A 20,080-nucleotide genomic window follows, 5' to 3' on the forward strand; every position below is an offset into this window, starting at 1 on the left:
CCGATGCAGGGCGATTTCAGCGTAGAGGGAATATGGAAACACGTCGTGATGAACGTATCAGCCAGCTCATTCAGGCGCTCAAGCGCAGCGATAAGCTTCATTTAAAAGAGGCCGCCGCGCTGCTTGGCGTATCAGAAATGACCATTCGTCGCGACCTGAACGGCCATAATGGCCCGGTGGTGTTGTTAGGCGGTTATATCGTTCTCGAACCGCGCAGCGCAACCCATTACCTGCTCAGCGACCAGAAAACCCGCCTGGTGGAGGAAAAACGCCGTGCCGCCCGTCACGCTGCCGCGCTGCTTGAAGCCCATCAAATGGCCTTTTTCGACTGTGGGACCACCACGCCCTGGATCATTGACGCGATCGATAACGCCCTGCCCTTTACCGGCGTCTGCTATTCGCTGAACACCTTTCTGGCGCTGCAGGAAAAACCCCAGTGTCGGGCCATTCTCTGCGGCGGCGAGTTCCATGCCAGCAATGCCATTTTTAAACCACTCAGCCTGCAGGATACGCTCAGCCATCTGTGCCCGGACATCGCCTTTTATTCCGCGGCCGGCATCGACTGCGCGCAGGGCGCCACCTGCTATAACCTCGAAGAGCTGCCGGTTAAACACTGGGCGATGAGCAGCGCGCGCTATCACGTACTGGTTGTCGATCACAGTAAATTTGGCAAAGTCAGACCGGCGCGGATGGGCGATTTATCGCGTTTTGATGTGATTGCCAGCGATGTCTGTCCGGATGAGGATCTGCTCGCGCTGGCGAAAGAAAAGCAGATTTCACTACTCTACTGACCGCGCCCCGCAGGGCGCGGCCTGTCGGTTATGAGAACCAGCTACCGAACCAGCCGTGCAGTTTCATCAGCACGAAGTCCATCATCCGGCTAAAGAAACCGCCTTCATTGACCGCTTCCATGACGATCAGCGGGCGCTGCTCGATGGTTTTATCATTGAGCTTAAAGTCGATGGTCCCGACCACCTGCCCTTTGCTAAGCGGCGCCGTCAGCTGCGTATCCGTCAGGGTATAGCTGGCTTTCAGGTTTTTCAGCTGCCCGCGCGGCAGGGTGATCGAACCGGCTTCGCCCGCCCCGAGTTTGGCTTCGTTGCTGTCGCCAAACCAGACGCGCTGGGTGATAAAGGTGGCATCCGGTTTAATCGGCGTCACGGTCTCGTAGAAACGGAAGCCCCAGGTCAGCAGCTTTTCGGATTCATTAAAACGAATACGGTCGGTCTTGGTGCCGAGCACCACGGCAATCAGACGCATGTCTCCCTGGGTAGCCGAGGAGACCAGGTTGTAGCCAGCGCCGGCGGTGGTCCCTGTTTTGACGCCATCCGCGTTCAGGTTTGAGCTCCACAGCAGACGGTTGCGGTTCGGCTGACGAATCTTATTGAAGGTAAACTCTTTCTCTTTATGAATGGCGTACTCTTCAGGCACGTCATGAATCATCGCTTTGGTCAGCAGCGCCATGTCGCGCGCGGTACTAAACTGGCCCGGCGCATCCAGGCCGTGCACGGTCATAAAGGTGGTATTGGTCAGCCCCATTTTTTGCGCATAGCCGTTCATCAGGCTGACGAATGCATCCTGGCTCCCCGCCACGTAGTCGGCGATCGCGATGCTGGCATCGTTGCCGGACTGGATAATCACGCCTTTATTCAGGTCTTCGACTGAAACCTGCATCCCCGGCTTAAGGAACATCACCGATGACCCGCGCAGCGCCGGGTTACCGGTAGCCCAGGCATCGCGACCGACGGTGACCATATCGGTGGACTTAATCTTGCCCGCCTTCAGCGCCTGTCCGACGACATAGCTGGTCATGATCTTGGTCAGACTTGCCGGGTCGAGTTTTTCATCGGCGTTGCCCTCGCTCAGCACTTTACCGCTGGCGTAATCCATCAGGATCCAGGCTCGGGCATCGATCGATGGGGCATCGGGGAGTTGTTCCGCAGCCTGCACCGCAGGTGCGACAAGAACGAGAAGCGCGCAGCCTGCCACGAGGCCGCGAAGAGAAAAAGCGTCATGCGTCATAAGAGCCACCCAAGTATCCTTTCCAAACAAAATATGCCGCAACACTCTATCGGCGCAGCAGCAGCCGGTGAGTAAAGCGTACAAATGACCTTAAAGAAACAGCGAGTTGGTAAAGTTTTTAAAGTTTACGCAATAACCTCGCTCCCTGCTGAAAACAGAGCAATTTTTTTGATCATGATTGCCTAAATATTATCTTTATTCCAACATGATTGCTCACCATGCTGCAACGACGGCTCAATAACAGGCAGGAACCGATATGATTACGCTATGGGGCAGAAATAACTCGACGAATGTGAAGAAAGTACGCTGGGTGCTGGCGGAGCTGGGCCTTCCATATCAGCATATTATGGCAGGGCTGGAGTTTGGCTTAAATCATGACCCGGAGTATCTGGCGATGAACCCGAATGGCCTGGTGCCGCTGCTGAAAGATGATGCCAATGATCTCGTCCTTTGGGAATCGAATGCCATTATTCGCTATCTGGCCGCCGAGTATGGACAGGACCGTTTATGGGTCACTTCGCCGCGCAAGCGCGCCCAGAGCGACAAATGGATGGACTGGGCAAACGGTTCGCTTTCTCCCGCCCATCGTCCGGTGTTAATGGGGCTGGTCAGAACGCCGGCGGATAAGCGCGACCCGGCGGCCATCGCCGCCGGTATTGCCGCCTGTGAGGCGCTTTTCGCGATGCTTGATGATGAGCTGGCGACCTCCGCCTGGCTATCCGGAGAGGCCTTTGGCCTTGGCGACATCGCCGTGGCGCCGTTCGTTTATAACCTGATGACGATTGTTGAAAGCTGGCAGCCGCGCCCGCACCTGCAGCGTTGGTACCAGCAGCTTAACCAACGCCAGGCGTGGCGCGATGTGGTGATGATTCCGGTCACCTGATGCTAGTCGGCCGGACTGACCTTCAGCAGTTCACCGTTGGACTCGTCGGTTAATACATACAGATAGCCGTCGGGTCCGACGCGCACATCGCGGATCCGCTTGCCGCGCTCGCCCAGAATACGCGCCTCTTCGCGCACCTTATCGCCATCCACCTTCAGAACAATCAGCGACTGGTCCTTCAGCGCCCCGATAAACAGCTTATGCTGCCACTGTGGGAAGGTCGACGCTGCGTAGAAAGCCATCCCGCTTACCGCCGGAGAGTGCTTCCAGACGAAAAGCGGCGCTTCCGTTCCGGCGACCGCCGTGCCCTGCGCTTCGGGGATCGCCAGCCCGCTGTAGTTGACGCCATGCGTCGCCAGCGGCCAGCCGTAGTTCTTACCCTTCTGCGGAATATTGATCTCGTCACCGCCGCGCGGCCCGTGTTCGTTGAGCCACAGCGTATCGCTCCAGGGATTCATCGCCATTCCCTGCGGATTGCGGATGCCATAAGACCAGATTTCCGGTCTCGCCCCCGCGCGATGAACAAAAGGATTATCGGCAGGCACTTCGCCGTCCTGGGTCAGACGCACCACTTTTCCCTGCAGTTTATCCAGATCCTGGGCCGTGGGGCGTTGGTTATTTTCGCCCAGGCCGATGAATAAATACCCTTTCCCATCAAACACCAGGCGCCCACCGAAATGGTTGCCGGTGGAGAGCTTCGGCTGCTGGCGGAAGACAACCTGAAAATGCTCCAGATGCTGAAGGTTGTCGCTCAGGCGGCCATAGCCTACGGCGGTACCGGCTTTGCCGTCATCGCCGACTTCAGCAAAACTCAGCCAGACCCGGCGGGAGTGGGCGAAATCCGGAGCCAGCGCCACATCAAGCAATCCTCCCTGGCCGCTGGCCCAGACCGGTGGGACGCCGGTTATCGCGGGCGAAAGACCTTCCCCCTGCCGCCAGCGCTTCAGTTCGCCGGAACGCAGGGTTATCAGTATTCCCCGATCATCGGGGAGAAAGGCCAGCGCCCACGGATGGGCGAGCTGATTTTGCAAAACCTCAACACGCACCTTCCCGGCGAGAGTCACGACGGGAAACAGCAGGGTGGCGAGCATCAGCGAAATGGCGACCTGGCGCATGGCATTTTCCTTTCATCGGCAATATTTTCGGCAATGCGCTAAGGGTAGCCAGCGGGGGAACATCAGGAGGGGATTTTTACATAACATTAAGCAGGGGGAGCTGACCTCCCCCTGAATTCAGACGTGGGTCACTGGCGCCTGTTTATTCAGTTTACGAATATTCATCGTCAGCTCTGCCAGACAGCGTTCTAGCGTCTCTACGTTAACCGCAATATACGACGGGCAATCATGATGCCCGCTCATCAGGCAAACCGCCGCAGACGCGATGGCTCCACCTGCAAGACGGAGAGCGTCCTTTTCTTCCGGTGCAAGATCGTGCTGCAACTGCAGCCCGTACTTACGCATTTCACCACACAGTTCGAACAAGTTATCACGCAGATGCTCATTTTCGCTGACTGACATATAGCCCTTCGCTTTGCGTAGCTGCAAATAAGCGTCGAGATCAATATTGGCATTAATCAGCTTATTCAGAAGGTTACGATACAGTCTGTCAACGTTCATCAGGGTTCCTCCTCTGTCATCCATTACCATTATCAGAATATGGCTATTTTTCGTACAAAATGATGCGCGAGGTCAATAATTCCTGGTTAATTAACATCATTTACAATGTTACATTTATGTTCAAAATTGCGATCCGCTCGCCCTCTCTTTCAGGCTCCCATGAAAAAAATCACAATCAATGTTATACGCTCTCATAAAACACCCCATCGTAATGAAGGTGTGAATATCAATAAATAACTCTTTTTTGCCGATAAGATCACAAATAACCATCATTTCAATTGATCAAAATTTCCAGCGGGTGTCATATCAACGCCATTAATGTAATACGTATAACATTTAATAAAAAACACAATCTGCGGCCATTGCCCGCAGCATTAACTCCGATCCGCCTGAAGGAACTGAAATGATTACGCCCGGCAAAAGAAACTATATCTTGTTGAGTCTTTTCGATTTCCTCTATCTATTCGCCTGGTCATCCACCATGGCGTTCTTTGTCATCTGGACAACTCAGCATCTCGGCATCAGCGCCACCAAAACCGGCCTGCTGTACTCCGTCAACGCCTTCATTGCTCTGTTGATGCAGCCTTTTTTTGGCTTTATTGCCGATAAATTTGGTCTGAAAAAACGGCTTATCTGGATCCTGCTGGCCATGCTGCTGCCGGTCGGCCCGTTCTTTATTTATCTCTATGCCCCGCTGCTGGTCCACAGCTTCTGGCTGGGCGCCTTACTGGGCGGTATCTACCTGGGGATAATTTTTAACTCCGGCTGCGGAGTGATTGATTCGTATATCGACAAAATTTCGCGGCGCTATCGCTTTGAGTATGGCCGGGTGCGGATGTGGGGCTCGTTAGGTTGGGCAGCCGCCGCGTGGATCGTGGGAAAATATATCGACAGCAACCCCAATCTGGCCTTCTGGCTGGCCAGTATTGCCATTGTGATTGCCGCCATCTGCTTCATGCTGACTAAAATCGAACTCACCGAAGCCGAGATGGAAAAAACCAGCGCGCTGAAGGTCTCCCATGCGCTGGAGCTGGCGAAAAACGGGCAGTTCTGGATGCTGCTGATCTTTACCTTATTCGTTACGCAAATTTATGACACCTACGATCAGCAGTTTGCGCAGTACTTCTCATTGCAGTTCCCGACCCCGGAAGAAGGCAACCGCTGGTACGGAATTCTGGCCTCCATCCAGGTCTGCGGTGAAACGCTCTTTCTCTGCCTGATGCCGTGGTTTGTTAACCGCACCGGGGCCAAGTGGGCGCTGATTATTGCCGGATTGATTATGTCGGTACGTATCGTGGGTTCCGCCATCCCGCTTGGTCCGGTGTGGATTGGCGCGGTGAAAATGATGCACGCGCTGGAAAAACCACTGATCCTGGTATCAGTATTTAAATTCATCGCCGCCAACTTCGACCATAAGTTGTCATCAACGGTCTATTTGCTGGTGCTGTTTGTGGCCTCCATCGCCACGGCGATTTACTCGCCGCTGGCCGGCTATCTGTATGACACCATCGGCTTCGCGCATACATATTATATTCTCGGCAGCATCGCCGGGCTCTTCACCCTGATATCGATTTTCACCCTACGCGATAAGCGAGAACCCACCGCCCCAGGTTCAGCACCGGCAGGAGGCGTCGCGCAGCCATAACGAACCATCCGCCCGGGGGGATCTCCCGGGCTTTTTCATCATCTGTCACACCGTGGCTATACTCTTTTTCATAAAGATCTGTAAAATTCCTGCCCTGACCATTCCAATAATCGAACACTTTTTAAACTATGAGCAATGTAACGCATCAGCCGAAGATCGGCTTTGTCTCTCTGGGCTGCCCGAAAAACCTCGTGGACTCAGAACGCATCCTGACCGAACTGCGTACCGAAGGTTATGACGTGGTCCCCACCTACGACAATGCCGATATGGTTATCGTCAACACCTGCGGCTTTATCGACAGCGCCGTTCAGGAGTCTCTGGAAGCCATTGGCGAAGCGTTAAAAGAAAATGGCAAAGTTATTGTGACCGGCTGCCTGGGCGCGAAAGAAGACCAGATTCGCGAAGTGCATCCGAAAGTGCTGGAGATAACCGGGCCGCACAGCTATGAACAGGTTCTGGAGCATGTCCATCACTATACGCCGAAGCCGAAACACAACCCGTTCCTGAGCCTGGTGCCGGAACAGGGCGTGAAGCTCACGCCACGTCATTACGCCTACCTGAAAATTTCCGAAGGCTGTAACCATCGCTGCACCTTCTGCATTATCCCGTCGATGCGCGGCGACCTTGTCAGCCGTCCGATTGGTGAAGTGCTGTCCGAAGCCAAACGCCTGGCCGATGCCGGCGTCAAAGAGCTGCTGGTTATCTCTCAGGATACCTCCGCCTACGGCGTCGATGTGAAGCATCGCACCGGCTTCCACGACGGCGCGCCGGTAAAAACCAGCATGGTCAGCCTGTGCGAAGAGCTGGCGAAACTGGGTATCTGGGTCCGTCTGCACTACGTCTACCCGTACCCGCACGTCGATGACGTGATTCCGCTGATGGCGGAAGGTAAAATTCTGCCGTATCTGGATATCCCGCTGCAGCATGCCAGCCCGCGCATTCTGAAACTGATGAAACGTCCGGGTTCTGCCGACCGTCAGCTGGCACGCATTAAGCAGTGGCGTGAAATCTGCCCTGACCTGACCCTGCGTTCGACCTTCATCGTCGGCTTCCCGGGTGAAACGGAAGAAGATTTCCAGATGCTGCTCGACTTCCTGAAAGAGGCTCGCCTGGACCGCGTCGGCTGCTTTAAGTACAGCCCGGTTGAAGGCGCGACCGCTAATGAGCTGGCGGATCAGGTGCCTGAAGAGGTAAAAGAAGAGCGCTGGAACCGCTTTATGCAGCTGCAGCAGCAGATCTCCGCCGAACGTCTGCAGGAGAAGGTCGGCCGCGAGATCATGGTGCTGATCGATGAAGTGGACGAAGAAGGCGCCATTGGCCGCAGTATGGCCGATGCCCCGGAAATTGACGGTGCGGTCTACCTGAACGGCGAAACGAAGGTCAAACCTGGCGACGTCGTCCGTGTGAAAGTCGAACATGCCGACGAATACGACCTGTGGGGCAGCCGGGTTTAATCCTGCGCCTCTTATCCCCGGATTGCGGCGCTAACGCGCCTGATCCGGGCTACAAAACTGCACTCATCCGCACCCATCCGTAGCCCCGGTTAGCGACAGCGCCACCGGGGAATAGCCCCTACCCCTTTATCTTCGGATCCAGCGCGTCGCGCAGGCCGTCCCCCAGCAGGTTAAACGCCAGCACCGTCAGGAAAATCGCAATCGCCGGGAACAGCGCCACATGCGGCGCCATCACCATATCCGCCCGCGCTTCATTGAGCATTGCCCCCCATTCCGGGGTCGGGGGCTGCGCCCCGAGTCCCAGGAAAGAGAGGCTGGCAGCGGAGATAATCGATACCCCGATACGCATGGTGAAATAGACCACGATCGACGAGACCGTTCCGGGCAGAATATGGCTGAACAGAATCGTCGTATCGCTGGCGCCGATGCTGCGCGCCGATTCAATAAAGGTCTGCTGCTTGAGCACCAGGGTGTTACCGCGCACCAGGCGGGCAAATGCCGGGATCGAAAAGATCGCCACCGCAATGATCACGTTCGACATCCCGCTGCCCATCACCGCTACCACGGCAATCGCCAGCAGGATCCCCGGGAAGGCGAACAGCACGTCGCAGATGCGCATGATGATGCGATCCCACCAGCCTTCATAATACCCGGCCAGCAGACCGAGCACGGTACCGATCGCCGCGCCAATCAGCACCGCCAGCACGCCGGCGGCCAGCGAAATCTGCGCCCCCACCAACACCCGGCTAAAGATATCGCGCCCGAGCGAATCCACCCCGAACCAGTGCATCATCGACGGACCGTCGTTGAGCCGGTCGTAATCAAAATAGTTTTCCGCATCGAACGGCGCTATCCACGGCGCCGCGAGAGCAACTGCAATCAGCAGCAGGACAAATACACCGGCGCCCATAGCCACCGGCTGACGACGAAATCGCCGCCAGAACTCACGCCACGGCGTGCGTATTTGTCCGGGCTTAACTCCCGGCATGGCGTTAATAGCCGCCTGTCTTCTCCAGTTGAGCAATCGCACCTTACTTGTACCTGATAGCCGGGTTAATGGCGGCGTACAGAACATCCACCACTAAATTGATAAGAATAAATTCCAGCGAAAAGAGGAGGACTTCCGCCTGAATGACCGGATAGTCGCGCATCTCCACCGAATCCACCAGCAGCCGTCCAAGACCTGGCCAGTTAAAGACCTTCTCGACCACGATCGACCCACCGAGCAAAAAACCGAACTGTAGTCCCATCATGGTCACCACCGGGATCATGGCGTTGCGCAGACCGTGTTTCAGCACCACCCGGGTCTCACTGACCCCTTTGGCGCGCGCCGTGCGCATGTAATCTTCATGCAGAACATCGACAAAAGAGGCGCGGGTAAAACGCGCCATCACCGCCGCGACCGCCGCCCCCAGCGTCAGGGAAGGCAAAATATAGTGCCGCCAGCTGTCGGCGCCCACCGTCGGCAGCCAGCCCAGCTCCACCGAGAAGACCTGCATCAGCAGCATACCGAGCGCAAAAGCCGGAAACGAAATACCGGTCACCGCCAGCGCCATCCCCAGGCGGTCAGGCCAGCGATTGCGCCACACAGCCGCCACAATGCCCGCCGCCATGCCGAAGATCACCGCCCAGCTCATGCTGGCCAGAGTCAGCCACAACGTCGGCATAAAGCGGCTGGCTATTTCGCTGCTGACCGGACGGCGTGACGCCATCGAGGTGCCGAAATCGCCCTGCAATACGCTGGTGATATAGTGCCAGAACTGGACATGCAGCGGCTGGTCGAGCCCCAGCTGCTGGCGCACCATCGCCACCACCTGCGCATCGGCCTCAGGTCCGGCAATCAGCCGCGCCGGATCGCCAGGCAACATATGCACGAACAGGAATACCAGCACCGCCACAATCAGCAGCGTGGGAATCAGCCCCAGCAGACGCTTAATCACATAATTGAGCATCGTCCCCCCTTGCTGGTATCCCTGTCGCCCTCGGGCGCGAATGAAGAGCAGAGCCCCTCGCGCCACCTTCCTCTCCCGCTGCGGGAGAGGGTCAAAGTCCCTTCCATCACTGGCTTAAATCCGCCTGCTCGAAGCTGAACCCGGTATCCGGCTGGATATAGAAACCGGTCAGATTTTTGCTGTGCGCTGAGACCAGTTTTTCCACCACCAGCGGCACCCACGGGGACTCTTTCCAGATAGTCTCCTGCGCCTCTTTATAGAGCCGCGTTTTTTCCTTCACATCGGTGGTTTTCAGCGCATCCGTCAGATCTTTATCCACCTGCGGATTGCCATAAAACGCGGTGTTGAACAGGGTCGGCGGCCAGTTTTGCGAAGCAAACAGCGGCGACAGCGCCCAGTCAGCTTCGCCGGTTGAAGCCGACCAGCCGGTGTAGAACATGCGTACTCCGCTCTCTTTCTGCCCTTTACCCTCGACTTCCGCCGCACGCTGGCCGGCATCCATCGCCGTCAGCTGGGCCTTAATGCCCACCTGCGCCAGCTGCTGCTGGGTGAACTGCAGCACTTTCTGCGCGGTACTGTGGTTATGCGATGACCACAGCGTGGTGCTGAAACCGTTAGGGAAACCGGCCTCTTTCAGCAGCTCGCGGGCTTTCGCCGGATCGTACGGCCACGGCTTAAAGCTTTCGGCATAGGCAATAGACGGCGGTACGACGCCGGTGGCCGGTGTCGCATAGCCGGCGAACGCCACTTTGACCAGCGCCTGGCGGTTGATGGCGTAGTTGATCGCTTCACGTACTTTCGGGTTATCGAACGGTTTTTGCGTCACGTTCATGCTGATGTAACGCTGCATGATCGACGGGCTGGCCACCAGCTCCAGCTTGCTGTTTTTTTCCAGCAGCGGTGCCTGTTCATAAGGGATGGGGAATGCGAACTGCGCTTCGCCGGTTTGCAGCATCGCCGCACGAGTGTTGTTATCCACCACCGGACGCCAGGTGATCGAGTCGAGCTTCGGCAAGCCTGGCTGCCAGTAGCCGGTAAACTTCGTCACCTTCACGAAATCGGTCTGATTCCAGGTGTCCAGCTTATACGGCCCGGTTCCCACCGGATGGAAGCCGATCTCTTTGCCGTACTTTTTCAGCGCCGCCGGAGAGATCATCGCCGTGGCCGGATGGGCCAGGATATTGATGAACGCGGAGAACGGCTGCTTCAGGGTAATTTTTACCGTCGTCGGATCGAGCGCTTCAGTACTGGCGATATTTTTATACAGGTTGTAGCGCTTGAGATGATTATCAGGATTGCTGGCGCGATCGAGGTTGGCCTTCACCGCCTCGGCATTAAAGTCGGTGCCATCCTGGAACTTCACCCCGGAATGGAGTTTGATGGTGTAAACCAGTCCGTCCGGCGAGATGGTGTAACTCTCCGCCAGCACATTTTGCAGCTTCATCTCTTTATCCAGACCAAACAGCCCTTGATAGAACGATTTGGCGACGGCCTGGGACAGGGTGTCATTGGCATCATACGGGTCGAGGGTCGTGAAGTTAGAGCCGACCGCGACGACCACATCTTTCGCGGCAAAAGCCGGGCCTGCCGCCAGCGCTGACGTGACGACCAGCGCCAGCAACCCTTTGCGTAATACACGTTGTGTCATGTTGTTCTCCTGAAAGGCTGTACTGTTGGTGTCGTTGTTATCTTCCCAGCACGTCGGCGACGGGTTCCCTGGCGACAAAATGGCCCGGCCCCACCTGTTGTAACGGCATGCTGCTAACCTCGGTGCCCCGCTTATAGATATTGCCCGGCAGTTCGTCAGAGAGCAGTACGCGCTGCGGATGACGATGCGTCGGGTCGGCAACCGGTACGGCGGCCATCAATTTACGGGTATAAGGGTGCTGCGGGTTTTCAAACACGGCGCGCCGCGGGCCTATCTCGACAATCCGCCCACGATACATCACCGCCACGCGATGACTGATGCGTTCAACCACCGCCATATCGTGTGAAATAAACAGGAATGCGATGCCCATTTCGCGCTGTAAATCGAGCATCAGATTAATAATCTGCGCGCGGATGGAAACATCCAGCGCTGACACGGCCTCGTCGGCAATCACCACTTTCGGATTGAGCGCCAGCGCGCGGGCGATGCAAATACGCTGGCGCTGGCCGCCGGAAAACTCGTGCGGGTAGCGCCAGGCATGTTCCGGCTGCAAACCGACTCGCTCCAGCAGCCAGGCGACGCGCGCGCGGGCCGCGTCCCCCTCCAGCATGCCGTGTACGCGCAGCGGCTCCATGATCGAATAACCCACGGTTTGTCGCGGGTCGAGCGACGCAAACGGATCCTGGAAAATAAACTGGATATCGCGGCGCAGCGCCTGAAGTTTGCTGTTTGCCAGCGTATCAATCCGCTCGCCGTTAAAAACGATGGTGCCGCCCTGCGTCGCCACCAGCCGGAGCAGAGCCCGGCCGGTCGTTGACTTCCCGCAGCCGGACTCGCCGACCAAAGAGAGGGTTTCTCCTGGCCACAGGTCAAAACTCACCTTCTCCACCGCATGAACTTCGCGGGTGACGCGATTCAGAATGCCGCTGCGCAGCGGGAAGCGCGCCACCAGATCGCGCACTTTAAGAATCGGCTCGCCGGCGACGACAGTATTCTGCTCGCCCTCGTCAGGCGCAGCTTGCTGTAATAACGGAAAATGACGCGGCAGATCGCTACCGCGCATCGACCCGAGCCGCGGGACCGCGGCCAGCAGCGCCCGGGTGTAGGGGTGCTGCGGCGCGCGGAAGATCTCCTCCACCGTGCCGCTCTCCACCGCTTCTCCGCGGTACATCACCAGTACCCGATCGGCGATATCGGCGACCACCCCCATATCGTGAGTAATAAAGATCACCCCCATCGCCATCTCTTTTTGCAGCACGGCAATGAGCTGAAGAATCTGTGCCTGAATTGTCACATCCAGCGCCGTGGTGGGCTCATCGGCAATCAGAACCGCAGGACGACAGGAGAGCGCCATCGCGATCATCACCCGCTGACGCATCCCACCGGAAAGCTGATGGGGATAGCGCGAGAGCACCGTTTCCGCCTCGGGGATCCTGACCTGATCGAGCATTTTCTTCGCTTCGCGCAGCGCCGCATCATGCCCCAGCCCCTGGTGCAAACGAATAGACTCGGCAATCTGCTCTCCGATAGTAAATACCGGGTTTAGCGAGGTCATCGGCTCCTGGAAAATCATCGCCATGTCCGCCCCGCGCACGCTGCGCATCCCCGCGGCGGACTGCTCGCTCAGGGAGACGACCTGACGGTTGCGACGGCGCAGCCACAGCGCTTCGCTGCTGACCTCGCTTACCGCCCGATCGAGCAGGCGCATCAGCGCCAGCGCGGTCACGGATTTTCCTGAACCCGATTCGCCGACAATGGCTAACGTTTCGCCCCGCCGCAGGGTAAACGACAGCTGACGCACCGCGGAAAACGTCTCCTGCTGCTGGCGAAACGCCACGTTCAGATCGCGTACCACCAGAACATCATCGGCGTCGATTTCTTGACTATGCGGCAACCTGCTTCCCCTTATTCCCGATAAATACCAATCGTCGGCGTATCCCCGGCATAGCACCAGGCCCGATACATGCCTTCGCTGTTAAACGGCAGAACCACGTTGCCTTCTCTGTCGATGGCAATCAGGCCGCCGCTGCCGCCGAGCGCCGGCAGTTTTTCCATCACCACCCGCTCACAGGCCTCATACAGGCTGAGATTGCCATACTCCATCAACGCCGCAATATCGTAGGCCGCGAGCGTGCGCATAAACACTTCGCCGGTTCCGGTGCAGGAGACCGCGACGCTGGCGTTATTGGCATAGCAGCCGGCCCCCGGTAACGGGCTGTCACCGACGCGCCCGGGGAGCTTATTGGTCATGCCGCCGGTCGAGGTCGCCGCCGCCAGATTACCGGCCAAATCCCGCGCTACCGCCCCGACGGTCCCCATCTTATGGCGCTCATCGAGCGGCGCGGGGCGATGATCGAGCACGATTTCATCGTCGGCCTGGGCCTGTTGTAGCTGGAGTAAACGCTCGGTGGTCGAAAACAGATGGTTCTCGACCCGTTCCATGCCATGAGAAACGGCAAAGGCTTCCGCCCCTTCACCAATCAGCAGCACGTGCGGGCTTTGTTCCAGCACCAGACGCGCGGCCAACACCGGATTACGCAAATGTTTTACTCCGGCAACCGCCCCGGCCAGCAGCCGGTTGCCGTCCATGAGGCAGGCATCCAGTTCATGGGTTGCATCGCGGGTAAAGACCGATCCGATACCCGCGTTAAACAGCGGACACTCCTCAAGCAGCCGCACCGCTTCCGTCACCGTATCCAGCGCGCTGGCACCTGCCGCCAGCATTTTTTGCCCGCTATCGACGATCGCTGAAAGCGCCGCCACGTATTGTCGTTCACGTTCCGGCGTCAGGGCGGAACGCGTAATCGCCCCCGCCCCGCCATGAATTGCTATCACCGCCTTGCCCATTCAGCGATCCTTTACCGATAAAGTGTCTTGATACATCCTGCAAACCGCTCCTGACAGGCGACGGATAACCCGCTCTTTTCCAGGTGTATTCCCCTGCTGCCCCGCTGTATTCAGGATGATTTTGTGTATAAATATCATTATCGTGCTGACTGTCCTATACAATTTTTGAATATAGAAAGCGCGGAGTGCGGTGTAAACCCTGTACCGTGGTGGCATATAGCCGCCAGCGCTTTTCTGTCATAATAGGTGTTTTCGATGTTTTGCCCGCAGGAGACCCCCATGGATTTTACCGCCGGACTGATGCCGCTCGACACAGCCCTGACTCAGATGCTCAATCGAATTACACCGCTCAGCGCGGTGGAAACCGTCCCGCTGTTGCAGGCCTTTTCGCGCGTAACCGCCCATGATCTCATTTCACCGCTGGACGTCCCGGGTTTTGATAACTCGGCGATGGACGGTTATGCCGTGCGTCTGGCCGACCTCGCCGACGGCGCGGCGCTGCCGGTGGCGGGTAAAGCGTTCGCCGGACAGCCGTTCCACGATGCCTGGCCTGCCGGAAGCTGTATTCGCATCATGACCGGCGCCCCCGTCCCGCCAGGCTGCGACGCGGTGGTGATGCAGGAAGAGACGGAGCAGACCGAAGAGGGCATCCGCTTCATCGCGCCGGTCAAAGCCGGGCAGAACATTCGCCGCCGTGGGGAAGATATCGCCGATGGCGCCGTGGTCTTCCCGGCAGGAACCCCGCTTACCGTCGCCGAACTGCCGGTGCTCGCTTCGCTGGGGATTGCGCAAGTTGCGGTGGTGCGCAAAGTGCGCGTCGCGGTCTTCTCGACCGGGGATGAACTGCAGCTGCCGGGCCAGCCGCTGGGCGACGGGCAAATTTACGATACCAACCGCCTCGCCGTTCACCTGATGCTTGAGCAGCTGGGCTGCGAGGTGATTAACCTTGGCATTATTCCCGACGATCCGGATCGACTGCGCGAGGCGTTTATCGAGGCCGACCGGCAGGCCGATGTAGTCATCAGCTCCGGCGGCGTCTCAGTCGGGGAAGCGGACTACACCAAAGAGATACTCGAAGAGCTGGGTGAAATCGGCTTCTGGAAGCTGGCCATCAAGCCGGGTAAACCTTTTGCCTTCGGAAAACTGAATAACAGCTGGTTCTGCGGCCTGCCAGGTAATCCGGTTTCCGCCACCCTCACCTTCTATCAGCTGGTGCAGCCGCTGCTGGCAAAACTGGGGGGCAACGGCGGCCAGGCGCAGCCGATGCGCCTGCGCGTTCGCGCCGCTACGCGGCTAAAGAAATCACCGGGCCGTCTCGACTTCCAGCGCGGCGTGCTGCGACGCAATCCGGACGGTGAGCTGGTGGTTGAATCGACCGGTCATCAGGGGTCGCACATCTTCAGCTCTTTCAGTCTCGGCAACTGTTTTATCGTTCTCGAACGCGAGCGCGGCGCCGTTGAAGCGGGTGAGTGGGTTGAAGTCGAGCCCTTTAACCATCTGTTCGGGGGGCTGTAATGGCGGTTGAACTGAGCGATGAGGAGATGCTGCGCTACAACCGTCAAATCATCCTGCGCGGTTTCGACTTTGACGGTCAGGAGCAGTTGAAAGCCTCCCGGGTGCTGGTGGTTGGCCTGGGCGGGCTCGGCTGCGCGGCCGCGCAGTATCTGGCGGCGGCGGGCATCGGTCAGCTCACGCTGCTGGATTTCGACACCGTGTCGCTCTCCAATCTGCAGCGTCAGACGCTGCACAGCGATGCGACCCTCGGCCAACCGAAGGTCGACTCCGCGCGCGACGCGCTGGCACGCATCAACCCGCACGTTCAGCTCACGACGCTGAATGCGGTGCTGGAAGAGGAAGCCTTGCGGGCGCAGATCGCCGCCCACGATCTGGTGCTCGACTGTACCGATAACGTCGCTATCCGCAACCAGCTTAACGTGGGCTGTTTCCGGCACAAAACGCCGCTGGTTTCCGGCGCGGCGATTCGCATGGAAGGTCAGATCAGCGTTTTTACCTGGCAGGAGGGTGAGCCGTGCTATCGCTGTCTGAGCCGTCTTTTCGGCGACAACGCCCTCACCTGCGTTGAGGCGGGCGTGATGGCGCCGCTGGTGGGTGTCATCGGCGCGTTACAGGCGATGGAAGCGATTAAAGTGCTCAGCCGCTACGGCACGCCGGCGGCAGGCAAAATCGTCATGTACGACGCAATGACCTGTCAGTTTCGTGAAATGAAGCTGCCGCGTAATCCGCAGTGCGAGGTATGCGCAAGCCACTAACCCCCCACCGGCGGCGACCGTCGCCGGATAATCTGTGACCCGCTACACCTTTCCCTCTTCTCCCCGATCGTATCCGTTCTGCTTGTTGATTTGCATCAATGTAACTTTCATTCGAAAGTAATTTAATCTTCATATGCAAAGAGAGGGCTCAACATGATCTTCAACATTCAGCGCTATTCAACCCACGACGGCCCGGGGATTCGCACCGTCGTATTCCTTAAAGGCTGCTCGCTGGGTTGCCGCTGGTGTCAGAATCCGGAAAGTCGTTCCCGCACCGCGGATCTGCTGTATGACGCTCGTCTGTGTCTCGACGGCTGCGATTTGTGCCAGCAGGCGGCGCCGGAGGTGATAACCCGCAAGCTGGATGGCCTGATTATCCATCGTGAAAAGCTCACCGACGACCACTATGCGCGGCTGCGCGAATGCTGCCCGACCACCGCACTCACCGTCTGCGGCGAAGAGAAGCCTGTGGAGGAGATTATGGCCACGGTACTGCGGGATAAACCATTCTACGATCGCAGCGGCGGCGGAGTTACCCTCTCAGGCGGTGAGCCGTTTATGAATCCTGAGCTGGCGCAGCAGCTGTTTCAGGCCAGTCATGAAGCCGGTATTCACACCGCCGTCGAAACCTGTCTGCACGTGCCGTGGAAATATGTTGCGCCTTCGCTGCCGTGGGTAGATCTGTTTCTCGCCGACCTTAAGCACGTGAACGAAGCGATTTTCAACCAATGGACGGACGGCAGCGCTCGCCGGGTGCTGGATAACCTGCAACGCGTTGCGCAGGCCGGGAAAAAAATTATCATCCGCGTCCCGCTGATTCAGGGATTTAATGCCGATGAAGCCGCCATTACCGCCATCACCGATTTTGCCGCCGACCGTCTGAAGGTCGAGGAGATTCACTTCCTGCCGTACCACACGCTGGGAATGAACAAATATCAGTTACTCAGTCAGCCCTATACCGCTCCGGACAAACCGCTTGCTGCACCCGAGCTGCTCGCCTTCGCGCAGCACTATGCTCAGAGCAAAGGTTTAACGGCTACTTTACGAGGATAAACTCATGACAACCCTGAAACTGGATACGCTGAGCGCTCGCATTCAGGCGCATAAAATGGCGCTGGTTCATATCGTTAAGCCGCCGGTATGCACCGAGCGCGCGCAGCATTACACCGCCGCTTATCAACAGCATCTGGATAAGCCGATCCCGGTACGTCGCGCGCTGGCGCTGGCCCATCACCTGGCGGAGCGGACTATCTGGATCAAACACGACGAGCTGATCGTCGGCAACCAGGCAAGCGAAGTCCGCGCCGCGCCGATCTTCCCGGAATATACCGTCAGCTGGATTGAAAAAGAGATCGATGATCTGGCCGATCGTCCGGGAGCCGGTTTCGCCGTCAGCGAAGAGAACAAGCGGGTGCTGCATGAGATCTGCCCGTGGTGGCGTGGACAGACCGTTCAGGATCGCTGCTACGGGATGTTTACCGATGAACAAAAAGCGCTGCTGGCCACCGGCATTATTAAAGCGGAAGGCAATATGACCTCCGGCGACGCCCACCTGGCGGTCAACTATCCGCTGCTGCTGGAAAAAGGCCTCGACGGCATGCGCGCCAAAGTAGCCGAGCGCCGTTCACGCATCAACCTTACGGTGCTGGAAGATTTGCACGGTGAGCAGTTCCTCAAAGCCATTGATATCGTGCTGGAAGCGGTGAGCGAACACTGCCAACGCTTTGCCGAACTGGCCCGTACCATGGCTGCCGCCGAGACACGCGAAACGCGCCGGGACGAGCTGCTGGCCATCGCCGAAAACTGCGACCTCATCGCCCATGAACCGCCAAAAACGTTCTGGCAGGCGCTGCAGCTGTGCTACTTCATCCAGTTGATTTTGCAAATTGAATCCAACGGCCACTCGGTTTCCTTCGGCCGTATGGACCAGTACCTCTATCCATACTACCGTCGCGACGTCGAGCTGCAGCAATCGCTGGCGCGTGAACAAGCGATTGAACTGCTGCATAGCTGCTGGCTGAAGCTGCTGGAAGTGAACAAAATCCGCTCCGGCTCGCACTCGAAAGCCTCCGCAGGCAGCCCGCTATACCAGAACGTGACGATCGGCGGCCAGAACCTGGTGGACGGCAACGCGCAGGATGCGGTGAATCCGCTCTCCTATGCGATTCTCGAATCCTGCGGCCGTCTGCGCTCCACCCAGCCGAACCTCAGCGTGCGCTACCACGCCGGTATGAGTAATGACTTCCTTGACGCCTGCGTACAGGTCATTCGCTGCGGCTTCGGGATGCCGGCGTTTAATAACGACGAAATCGTTATTCCGGAATTCATCAAACTCGGCATCGAACCGCAGGATGCCTACGACTACGCGGCCATCGGCTGCATCGAAACCGCCGTCGGCGGCAAGTGGGGCTATCGCTGTACCGGGATGAGCTTTATCAACTTCGCCCGCGTAATGCTCGCCACCCTGGAAGGTGGCCGCGATGCTACCAGCGGTCAGGTGTTCCTGCCGCAGGAACACGCGCTGTCGAAAGGCAACTTCACCCGCTTCGAGCAGGTGCTGGAAGACTGGGATACCCAGATTCGCTACTACACGCGTAAATCGATCGAGATTGAGTACGTCGTCGATACCATGCTGGAAGAGAACGTCCATGACATTCTGTGCTCGGCGCTGGTGGATGACTGCATCGAGCGGGCGAAGAGCATTAAACAAGGCGGCGCCAAATACGATTGGGTATCCGGACTGCAGGTCGGGATCGCCAACCTCGGCAACAGCCTGGTCGCCGTGAAAAAGCTGGTGTTTGAGCAGGGGGCAATCGGTCAGCAGCAGCTGGCGAAAGCGCTGGCGGAAGACTTTGAAGGCCTGACCCACGAGCAGCTGCGTCAGCGTTTAATCAACGGCGCACCGAAGTATGGTAACGATGATGACAGCGTGGATACCCTGCTGGCGCGCGCGTACCAGACCTATATCGATGAGCTGAAGCAGTACCACAACCCGCGCTACGGCCGCGGTCCAATCGGCGGTAACTACTACGCCGGTACCTCGTCCATCTCTGCTAACGTGCCGTTTGGCGCCCAGACCATGGCCACGCCGGACGGACGTAAAGCGCACTCACCGCTGGCGGAAGGTGCCAGCCCGGCTTCCGGGACTGACCATCTGGGGCCAACGGCGGTCATCAGCTCCGTCGGCAAACTGCCGACCGGTTCGATTCTCGGAGGCGTGCTGCTAAACCAGAAGCTGAACCCGGCGACGCTGGAGAACGAGTCCGATAAGCAGAAACTGATGGTGCTGCTGCGTACCTTCTTCGAAGTGCATAAAGGCTGGCATATTCAGTACAACATCGTGTCGCGGGAGACGCTGCTGGAAGCGAAGAAGCACCCTGACCAGTATCGTGATTTAGTGGTCCGCGTGGCGGGATACTCGGCGTTCTTTACCGCCCTGTCGCCGGATGCCCAGGACGATATCATCGCCCGTACCGAGCATACGCTGTAAGTAAAAGCCCCGGCTGGCGCTGCGCTGAGCCGGGCTACGGATTCACGGCCATTTGCTGGCTGGTAGCCCGGGTCAGACGTGAGCGCCGCAACCCGGAGACGAGTTCATCGCCCGTACCGGGCCTACGCTGTAAGAAAAGCCCCGGCTGGCGCTGCGCTGAGCCGGGCTACGGATTCACGGCCATTTGCTGGCTGGTAGCCCGGGTCAGACGTGAGCGCCGCAACCCGGGGATTTTCTCCCGTACATTGTCAGC

16 protein-coding genes are annotated in these 20,080 nt (G+C 58.0%); 8 read left to right on the top strand and 8 right to left on the bottom strand.

Going from position 1 to position 20,080, the window contains the following annotated elements:
- Positions 1–32 precede the first annotated feature (32 nt).
- Entirely contained in the window at positions 33–791 is a 759-nt protein-coding gene (deoR, locus tag AC236I_RS16705; RefSeq protein WP_004859902.1) for a DNA-binding transcriptional repressor DeoR, read from the top strand.
- A gap of 28 nt (positions 792–819) precedes the next feature.
- On the opposite strand, the gene dacC is transcribed toward deoR, so the two are convergent.
- Positions 820–2,022: a serine-type D-Ala-D-Ala carboxypeptidase gene (gene dacC / locus AC236I_RS16710; protein ID WP_015584824.1), complete on the bottom strand. Its 1,203-nt coding sequence runs from the start codon at positions 2,020–2,022 to the stop codon at positions 820–822.
- Between the two features lie 256 nt (positions 2,023–2,278).
- Here dacC and AC236I_RS16715 point away from each other — a divergent pair, with 256 nt between their 5' ends.
- Entirely contained in the window at positions 2,279–2,905 is a 627-nt protein-coding gene (locus tag AC236I_RS16715) for a glutathione S-transferase family protein (RefSeq protein WP_004859898.1), read from the top strand.
- Positions 2,906–2,907: 2 nt separating this feature from the next.
- Here AC236I_RS16715 and AC236I_RS16720 read toward each other — a convergent pair whose 3' ends face one another.
- Positions 2,908–3,996 carry a PQQ-dependent sugar dehydrogenase gene (locus tag AC236I_RS16720; protein WP_224050162.1) on the bottom strand — a complete coding sequence of 363 codons (1,089 nt, stop codon included), beginning with the start codon at positions 3,994–3,996 and terminating at the stop codon, positions 2,908–2,910.
- Positions 3,997–4,137: 141 nt separating this feature from the next.
- Positions 4,138–4,521: a biofilm formation regulator BssR gene (bssR, locus tag AC236I_RS16725; RefSeq protein ID WP_004859892.1), complete on the bottom strand. Its 384-nt coding sequence runs from the start codon at positions 4,519–4,521 to the stop codon at positions 4,138–4,140.
- 406 nt (positions 4,522–4,927) lie between these two features.
- Here bssR and AC236I_RS16730 point away from each other — a divergent pair, with 406 nt between their 5' ends.
- The gene (locus AC236I_RS16730) at positions 4,928–6,166 is read left to right on the top strand and encodes an oligosaccharide MFS transporter (protein ID WP_162098177.1); all 1,239 of its coding nucleotides are present in this window, start codon (positions 4,928–4,930) and stop codon (positions 6,164–6,166) included.
- 128 nt (positions 6,167–6,294) lie between these two features.
- The gene (gene rimO / locus AC236I_RS16735) at positions 6,295–7,620 is read left to right on the top strand and encodes a 30S ribosomal protein S12 methylthiotransferase RimO (protein WP_004859888.1); all 1,326 of its coding nucleotides are present in this window, start codon (positions 6,295–6,297) and stop codon (positions 7,618–7,620) included.
- Between the two features lie 118 nt (positions 7,621–7,738).
- Here rimO and gsiD read toward each other — a convergent pair whose 3' ends face one another.
- The 5 genes from gsiD to iaaA form a co-directional block, all read right to left on the bottom strand.
- A complete protein-coding gene (gsiD, locus tag AC236I_RS16740) occupies positions 7,739–8,650 on the bottom strand; it encodes a glutathione ABC transporter permease GsiD (RefSeq protein ID WP_004859886.1) in 912 nt (303 codons plus the stop codon).
- A gap of 1 nt (position 8,651) precedes the next feature.
- The gene (gene gsiC, locus AC236I_RS16745; protein WP_015584828.1) at positions 8,652–9,572 is read right to left on the bottom strand and encodes a glutathione ABC transporter permease GsiC; all 921 of its coding nucleotides are present in this window, start codon (positions 9,570–9,572) and stop codon (positions 8,652–8,654) included.
- A gap of 106 nt (positions 9,573–9,678) precedes the next feature.
- On the bottom strand, positions 9,679–11,220 hold the full coding sequence (gsiB, locus tag AC236I_RS16750; protein WP_015584829.1) for a glutathione ABC transporter substrate-binding protein GsiB: 1,542 nt from the start codon (positions 11,218–11,220) through the stop codon (positions 9,679–9,681).
- 37 nt (positions 11,221–11,257) lie between these two features.
- A complete protein-coding gene (gsiA, locus tag AC236I_RS16755; protein WP_032724625.1) occupies positions 11,258–13,114 on the bottom strand; it encodes a glutathione ABC transporter ATP-binding protein GsiA in 1,857 nt (618 codons plus the stop codon).
- An 11-nt stretch (positions 13,115–13,125) separates the two neighbouring features.
- Positions 13,126–14,067: a beta-aspartyl-peptidase gene (gene iaaA / locus AC236I_RS16760; protein WP_487608554.1), complete on the bottom strand. Its 942-nt coding sequence runs from the start codon at positions 14,065–14,067 to the stop codon at positions 13,126–13,128.
- Between the two features lie 279 nt (positions 14,068–14,346).
- Here iaaA and moeA point away from each other — a divergent pair, with 279 nt between their 5' ends.
- The 4 genes from moeA to AC236I_RS16780 all read left to right on the top strand — a co-directional run bounded on the left by moeA (position 14,347) and on the right by AC236I_RS16780 (position 19,827).
- Positions 14,347–15,582, top strand: a complete 1,236-nt coding sequence (gene moeA / locus AC236I_RS16765; RefSeq protein WP_004859877.1) for a molybdopterin molybdotransferase MoeA — start codon at positions 14,347–14,349, stop codon at positions 15,580–15,582.
- Entirely contained in the window at positions 15,582–16,337 is a 756-nt protein-coding gene (moeB, locus tag AC236I_RS16770) for a molybdopterin-synthase adenylyltransferase MoeB (protein ID WP_015584830.1), read from the top strand. Before moeA ends, moeB begins: the two co-directional genes overlap by 1 nt.
- A 153-nt stretch (positions 16,338–16,490) precedes the next feature.
- Positions 16,491–17,390 carry a glycyl-radical enzyme activating protein gene (locus AC236I_RS16775; RefSeq protein ID WP_004859872.1) on the top strand — a complete coding sequence of 300 codons (900 nt, stop codon included), beginning with the start codon at positions 16,491–16,493 and terminating at the stop codon, positions 17,388–17,390.
- Positions 17,391–17,394: 4 nt separating this feature from the next.
- A complete protein-coding gene (locus tag AC236I_RS16780; RefSeq protein WP_004859870.1) occupies positions 17,395–19,827 on the top strand; it encodes a formate C-acetyltransferase/glycerol dehydratase family glycyl radical enzyme in 2,433 nt (810 codons plus the stop codon).
- Positions 19,828–20,080: the final 253 nt, after the last annotated feature.

It is taken from the genome of Klebsiella sp. Sb-30, from assembly GCF_057652795.1.